The sequence below is a fragment of the Streptomyces sp. NPDC005496 genome, assembly GCF_042872045.1.
GTDB lineage: Bacteria > Actinomycetota > Actinomycetes > Streptomycetales > Streptomycetaceae > Streptomyces.
In genome coordinates, this window is record NZ_JBIAJQ010000018.1 from 96,569 (window position 1) to 103,726 (window position 7,158).

Genomic DNA, 7,158 nt, shown 5'->3' on the forward strand with positions numbered 1-7,158 from the left:
GCCGCTTTGTCCCGCCACGCCTCACTGCTCCCGGAAAGTTCTCCGAACGGGCAGAGAACGGGCACGTGAGAGACCCCATACGGGCCCGTCCTCGGCGCACACGGAAGGGGCGTGTGTGGCATCCTGTTGGCTCCCCGATCTGATCAGTGTCGGCGTGCGCGCATCCGGTGCGGCACCCAGGAACCCGTACGGACCGAAGAGTTCAGGTGAAGATGCGGCCCGGAGAAAGGCAAGAGGGCAGGCATGACGCCCCGTCCGCGGTGCCCGACGAGGCCGGCCCCACCGCCCCCGAGTCGCCCGTGGCCGCCGCCCCCGAGACCGGCGAGAGCACCGACGCGCCCGAGATACCCGAGGCCGTGCGCGACGCCGCCCGCCGGGCCCCGGGACACTGGATCGGCGTGGTCGACCCGGAGTGGACCGAGGAGCGGACCCCGCCGGAGTGGGCCGTGCTGGGGGAGTGGCAGTCGGACGAGAGCGGCGGAGTAGGCGACTACCGGGCCAACCCCGCCTACCGGCCCTCGGCCCGCGTCCTCGGCTGGCCCGAACCCTCCGACCCCGTGGACGCGGCGGCCCAGCGCGCCGCCACCGGCTACGGGACCGTGGACGAGGCGATCGCGGCGCTCGCGGACGCAGAGGTCAGCGTGGTGAGCGGGGCGGACGGCCGCCCGCTCACGGCCGCAGGCCAGGACGGTACGCCGGTGGTGCTGTTGTTCACCTCACCGGTCCACGCGTTCATGTCCCCGGCACTTCGGCACGGCACCCTGCCCGCCAGGGACCTGGCCCGTTCACTGAACGGTTCCGGCACCCGTCTGCTCGCCAACCCCGGGGCCGCGGCACCCCTGCTCGTACCGGCGGACAGCCTTCTCGATCCCGTACGTGTGCCGGGCACCGAGGCAGCACCCGCAACCGGCGCCGTCGTCGACGCGGACGGCCGCCCGTCCGGCGCCGACGGCCCCAGCGCCTTACCCGTCGACGACGACTCCGCTCGACCCTGGCCCCACGCCACAGGGAGGACCACCACGTGACACGTCCGGCACAGCAACCCCCCACCTCCCCGAGTGCCGCGTCCGGAGCGGACGGCGAGGAGACGGCCGTGACCACGGTCGCCGCCGACGCCCCCGAACCCGGCACGGACCCGGTGGAGACCGCCGTCGCGGCCTCCACCGAACGCGGCACGGCCACCACGCGGACCGGAGAAGCCGGGGCCGCCTCCGAGCCCGGCGGCGAGCCGGCCGAGACGACGGCCGCGGCAGCCGAAGGCAAGGGCACGTCCAGCGCGAACTCCGCCGAATCCGGGGCCGCTTCAGAGCCCACGACGGCCGAGGCGGACCCCGACGCCCGTACGGAGAACGCCGAGGCCGAGGGGACGACCGCCCCGGACCGGACCGCGGAGCCCGACGCCGAGAGCGACCCCGGCGCCGCCGCGGCGGCCAAGAGCCGGCTGCCCGCGCTCGTACGGACGATGACCGCGACCGCGATCGACCGGCCGCAGCAGGAGGCCCGGCCCGTGGGACGGCCGGGCAGGGCGGTACTGGCCGGAGCGGCCGTCGCGGGCGCGCTGCTCGTGTCGGCGCCCCTGCTGATGCTCGGCGGAAACGACGACAAGGACCGCAAGGGACCCGCGTCGGCGGGAACCGTCCTCGGCGGCGACGCCCAGGAGGCACCGGGCGAGTTCGCCGCCGCCACCCCCGGCACCCGGTCCCCGGACGCCGACGCGAAGGACTTCGGCGACAAGAAGAAGCCGAAGAAGGGGAGTTCCGCGTCCCCCGCCGCCAAGGCTCCGGAGCGCGGCGGCTCGAAGGACACCGGCGACAAGGAACAGCCGAAGAAGCGGGACGGCGGGACGAGCGCCGACAGCGGCAAGGACCAGCCCGCGAAGGCCGGTTCGGGTGTCACCCTCGGCGCTCCCGTCACCCTGCGCAGCCACCTCTCGGGACGCTGCGTAGACGTACCGGGCAGTGACTTCTCGGACGGCAAGCAGCTGGTCGTGTGGGACTGCAACGGCAGCGACGCGCAGAAATGGCGGTTCGCGTCCGACGGCACCGTCCGCACCAAGGGCGGCCTCTGCCTGGACGTGGCCGGCGCGAACTACAACGACGGCACGCCCATCCAGATCGCCTGGTGCAGCGACAACAACGCTCAGAAGTTCGTACTCAACGCCAGCCACGACCTGGTCAACACCGTCGTAGGCAAGTGCGTCGACATCAGGGACAACAACAGGGGGAACGGGGCCCAACTGCAGCTGTGGAGCTGCGCCGGGACCGACAACCAGAAGTGGAGCGTCTGACCGCGCGCCCGTCCGGCGGGAGCGCACTCCCGATGTCCGTCCGTCCCGCGGGCGGGGCATGATGGCACCGTCGGCTCGCCGGCACACGCCCCCGAAGAGGGGGACGTTCACTGAAGACGCCCCCGTGGCAAGGAGGTTGGTGCGTGTCGCGCCAGGTACTGTCGGTCGGCCCGGGAGACCGGGACCGCTACCGGACCATCGGTGAGGCACTCGCGGCTGCCCGGACCGGCGCACTCATCAGCGTCCGGCCCGGCACGTACGCGGAGAACCTGGTGATCAACACCAGGGTCACCCTCACCGCCGCCGAAGGGCGGGGAACGGTCGAGATCCGGCCGCGCTCGGGCAGCGTCATCGCGCTGCGCGCCGACGCCGTGATGCTCTCCGAGCTGACGCTGCGCGGCGGCGACGCCGAACTGCCCGCCGTGGACGTGCGGCGCGGACAGGCCGCGCTCGACGGCTGCGAGATCGTCGGAGCCGCCTGGACCGCGATGCTGGCCGGCGGAACGGGCTCCCTCGCGCTGCGGGAGTGCCGGGTCAGCAACGCGCAGGGCGCCGGCATCGTCGTCACCTCGACCACGCCCACCACCGTGGAGTCCTGCACCTTCGAGCACCTGGGCACCAGCGGCCTGGTCCTCGCGGAGCAGGGCGAGGCCCGCATCCGGGGCTGCACCGTGCGCGACGCCCGCGGCAACGGGCTGCTCGCCAACGACGACGCCCGCGGCACGGTCGAGGACTGCGACATCTCCTCCACCGACAAGCCGTCCATCGCCCTGGAGGGGAACTGCTCCCTCTCGGTGGTCCGCACCGTGGTGCACGACACCAGCACCGGCGTGCACCTGAGCAGCACGGGCCGTACGACGCTGGAGGACGTCCGCGTCACCGGCGCGTCCGGGAACGGCATCACGCTGGCCCGGGGCACCGACCCGGTGCTGCGCCGCTGCCGCGTCTCGCGCACCCGCGGGCACGGGGTACTGGTCACCGACCGGGCGCGCGGCACCTTCGAGGACTGCTGGGTGGACGGCGCGCAGGGGGCGGCGCTGCGGGTCGCCGGGGCCGCCTCCCCGGCCCTCACCGGCCTGACGGTCCGCGACTGCGAGCAGACCGGGCTCCTCCTGGAAGAGGACTCGGCGGCGGAACTGGACCGCCTCGAAGTGATCGGCGGCTCGCCCGCCGTCGCGGTGCGCGGCGGCGCCAACCCGCTGCTGCGCCGGGCCCGTCTGGTCGAACCCGCCGGTGACGGCATCTCGGCCGCCAAGGACGCCCGCGGCCGGATCGAGGACTGCGAGGTCGTCCGGCCGAAGGGCGCCGGCGTCCGCGCGGCCTCCGGCAGCACGCTCTACCTGGCCGGCGGCGGTGTCTCGGACACGGCCACCAGCGGGCTGGTCGTGGAGGACGGCGGCAACGTCACCGTGCGCGACTTCCGCGTCGAGATATCCGGCGAGGAGGGCGTGGTCGTCGCCGCGGGCGGTGAACTGACCGCAAACCGCACCTCCGTGCACGCCGCGAGGGGGCACGGCTTCCTGCTCCGTGAGGGCGCGCTCGCCTCCCTCAGCGGCTGCGAGGTCTCCGGCGGCGCCCAGGACGGCTTCCGCGTGGAGTCCACCGCGCCGGTCTCCCTGGTGAACTGCCTCGCCCGGGAGAACGAGGGCGGGGGCCTGGTGCAGACCGCCCCCGGCGAACGGCTGGCCGTGGACGGCCTGAACAGCACCGGCAACGGCAAGCGCGACGCCTGGGGCTCCGGCAGCGCCGAGAACACCGACCCGGCCGGCTCCGGCGCCGCGGACGCGCCCCCGCCCGACCGCGCGGACGGCCCGCTCGGCGCCCTCAACGCGCTGATCGGCCTGGAGAACGTCAAGCAGCAGGTGCGCACCCTGGTCAACCTGACCCAGCTCGCCCAGCGCCGCGAACAACTCGGCATGTCCGCACCGCCGATGAGCCGGCACCTGATCTTCGCCGGTCCGCCCGGCACCGGAAAGACCACGGTGGCCCGCCTGTACGGGGCGATCCTCGCCGAACTGGGCTCGCTGCGCAGCGGACACCTGGTCGAGGTCTCCCGCGCCGACCTCGTCGCGCAGGTCGTCGGCGGCACCGCGATCAAGACCACCGAGACCTTCCAACGGGCGCTCGGCGGTGTGCTGTTCATCGACGAGGCGTACACCCTCGCCTCGGACAGCGGCAACGGCGGCGCCGACTTCGGCCGCGAGGCGGTGGACACCCTGCTGAAGCTGATGGAGGACCACCGCGACGACGTGGTGGTGGTCGCGGCCGGGTACTCCCGTGAGATGGAGTCGTTCCTGGGCTCCAACCCCGGTCTGGCCTCCCGCTTCTCGCGGACCGTGGAGTTCGAGAACTACTCGGTGCCCGAACTGGTCGCGATCATGGAGAACATGTGCGCCCAGCACCAGTACGAGCTGGGCGAGGGCACCGCGGCCGCGCTCGCCGCGCACTTCGAGGCCATGCCGCGCGACAGCGGGTTCGGCAACGGCCGTGCCGCGCGCGGGGTGTTCGAGGAGATGGTGGACAGACAGGCGGTCCGGCTCGCCTCGCTGCCACAGGTCGGCGAGCACGATCTGCGGCTGCTCCTGCCGGAGGACGTCTCCGCCACCGCCGCCGCACAGGCGACCCGGACCACCGCCCCGGCCGACGACCCGCTGACCCGCCTCGGCGACATGATCGGCCTGGCCGAGGTGAAGCGCGAGGTCGCGGACCTGGTCAACCTCATCACCACCGCCCGCCACCGCGCCGCGGCGGGGCTGCCGGTGCCCTCGCTCAGCAACCACCTGGTCTTCACCGGGCCGCCCGGCACGGGCAAGACCACCGTCGCGCGGCTGTACGGGGAGATCCTGAGCCAGCTGGGCATCCTGGACCGGGGGCAGCTGGTCGAGGCGGCCCGCGCCGACCTGGTCGGCCGTTACATCGGCCACACCGCCCAGCTCACCCGCGAGGTCTTCGAACGGGCCCGTGGCGGCGTGCTGTTCATCGACGAGGCGTACACCCTCACCCCGCGCGGCGGCGGCGCCGACTTCGGCCAGGAGGCGGTGGACACCCTGCTGAAGCTGATGGAGGACCACCGCGACGAAGTGGTCGTCATCGTCGCCGGATACACCGACGAGATGGAGCGCTTCCTCGCCTCCAACCCCGGCCTGTCCTCCCGCTTCCCGCGCCGGATCGGCTTCGCCGACTACTCCTCCGAGGAACTCGTCACCATCGTGCGCTCCCAGGCGGCGGCCATGGGGTACGAGTGCGGACCCGGCACCGGCCCGCTGCTCAAGGAGTACTTCGACTCGCTGCCCCGGGACCGCTCCTTCGGCAACGCCCGGCTGGCCCGCCAGGTGGTCGAGTCGATGGTCACCCGCCAGGCGGGGCGGCTCAGTTCACTGTCCGCGCCCACCCTCGACGACCTGCGCATCCTGCTCCCCGAGGACATCGTGTCCGCGGCACCGAAGGCGGCCCCCCGGTGAGAACGTCCACCCGCGGGGTCGCCCGCCTGCTGTCCTGCACGGGCCTCGCCGCCGCGCTGGTGCTGCCCGCGGCCGGTCCCGCCCTGGCGGCGCCCCCGTCCCGGCCGCCGTCGGCCGACGGGAAGAAGGGCCAGGAGCTACCCGGCATGCCCTCCGCGCTCGCCGCCGACTCCGAGGCCGCGAACTGCACACCCGCCTCCCGCGAGAAGGCGGAGAAGCAGGACTGGTCCCGCCAGCGCCTCGACCTGGACCGGCTGCACGGAAACAGCACCGGCGCCGGTGTGACCGTCGCCCTCATCGACACCGGCGTCGATCCCGACGCCGCCGGACTCGAAGGCCGCGTCACCGCCCCGGGCACCGCGGCCGAGGACTGTGTCGGACACGGCACCTTCCTGGCCGGGCTGATCGCGGGCACCGGCGAGGGCGCCGCGCCGCTGACCGGGGTCGCCCCGAGAGCGAGGATCCTCGCCCTGCGCGGTACCGACACACGCGGCCGGGCGAGCGCCGGCCTGGTCACGGCGGCGGTGCGCGAGGCGACCGAGGCGGGAGCCGGGGTGATCGCGGTCGCGGTGGCACTGCCGCGCCGTGACGCGGAGTTGAGCCGGGCGGTCGCCGAGGCCCGTGAGAAGGGCGCGGTGGTGGTCGCCGCGGCCACCCCGGACCCGCCGCGCGGCGGCACCGACGACATCCCGGCCCGCACCTACTGGCCGGCCGGCGAGCCCGGCGTCCTGTCGGTCGCCGACATGCTTCCCGGCGGCGGGCGCCCGGAGAAGGCGCTGCCCACCAGCGGGATCGACCTGGCCGCACCGGGCGCCGGGGTCGTCTCCGGCGGTCCGCGCGGTGACGGCCACTACCTCGGCGCCGGTGCCTCGGTCGCCACGGCCTACGCCGCAGGGGCCGCCGCCGCGGTGCGTGCCACCCGCCCCGGCGACTCGCCGGCCGCCGTGGCACGCCGCCTGACCGCGACCGCCTATCCCGCCGACATCCCCCAGCTCGACCCCTACGCGGCCGTCACCACGGTCCTCGGCGACACCGGCAGATCGGCGGGCACCGGGCGGACCGCGGTTCCCGTGAGTGTCCGCGACACCTCGTCCGCCGACCGCGCCACGGACCGCGCCACGCTCTTCGTCCTCGTCGGCACCGGCGGTGTCCTGGCCCTGCTGTGGGCCGCGTACGCCGTTCCCCGGGCCCGCGCGCGGGGATGGCGTCCGGCGGGTGCGGGCGGGACGGCTACGGCGACGACGGGCGCGACGGAGGAGGACTGACCTAGGGCCTGTCGTTTGGATCAGGTCGGCCGTGACGGACGGTTCGTCCCGGCCGGCCCGAGCGGGGTCTGGTGCGTGCAGCTGCAAGGCGGAGGAGGGAGTCGAAGCGGAGCTTCGGCGACCGACGACAACGCCGCAGATGTGC

General features: G+C 74.4%; 4 protein-coding genes. All 4 read left to right on the forward strand.

Translation table 11 applies throughout. From position 1 onward, the window contains the following. The first annotated feature begins 212 nt into the window (after positions 1–212). The 4 genes from ACFYQQ_RS38275 to ACFYQQ_RS38290 all read left to right on the forward strand — a co-directional run bounded on the left by ACFYQQ_RS38275 (position 213) and on the right by ACFYQQ_RS38290 (position 7,013). Positions 213–1,025, forward strand: coding sequence for a type VII secretion system-associated protein (locus ACFYQQ_RS38275; protein ID WP_388907144.1), 813 nt, complete (start codon positions 213–215; stop codon positions 1,023–1,025). A 68-nt stretch (positions 1,026–1,093) separates the two neighbouring features. After that, positions 1,094–2,287, forward strand: a complete 1,194-nt coding sequence (locus ACFYQQ_RS38280; RefSeq protein ID WP_388907130.1) for a ricin-type beta-trefoil lectin domain protein — start codon at positions 1,094–1,096, stop codon at positions 2,285–2,287. A 143-nt stretch (positions 2,288–2,430) separates the two neighbouring features. Beyond that, positions 2,431–5,748: a right-handed parallel beta-helix repeat-containing protein gene (locus tag ACFYQQ_RS38285; RefSeq protein WP_356173939.1), complete on the forward strand. Its 3,318-nt coding sequence runs from the start codon at positions 2,431–2,433 to the stop codon at positions 5,746–5,748. After that, positions 5,745–7,013, forward strand: coding sequence for a S8 family serine peptidase (locus tag ACFYQQ_RS38290; protein WP_388907133.1), 1,269 nt, complete (start codon positions 5,745–5,747; stop codon positions 7,011–7,013). Before ACFYQQ_RS38285 ends, ACFYQQ_RS38290 begins: the two co-directional genes overlap by 4 nt. The last annotated feature ends 145 nt before the right edge of the window (positions 7,014–7,158 follow it).

Coding starts and splice junctions, on each gene's coding strand:
- ACFYQQ_RS38275 (WP_388907144.1), top strand. CDS start 213: ATGCGGCCCGGAGAAAGGCAAGAGGGCAGGCATGACGCCCCGTCCGCG.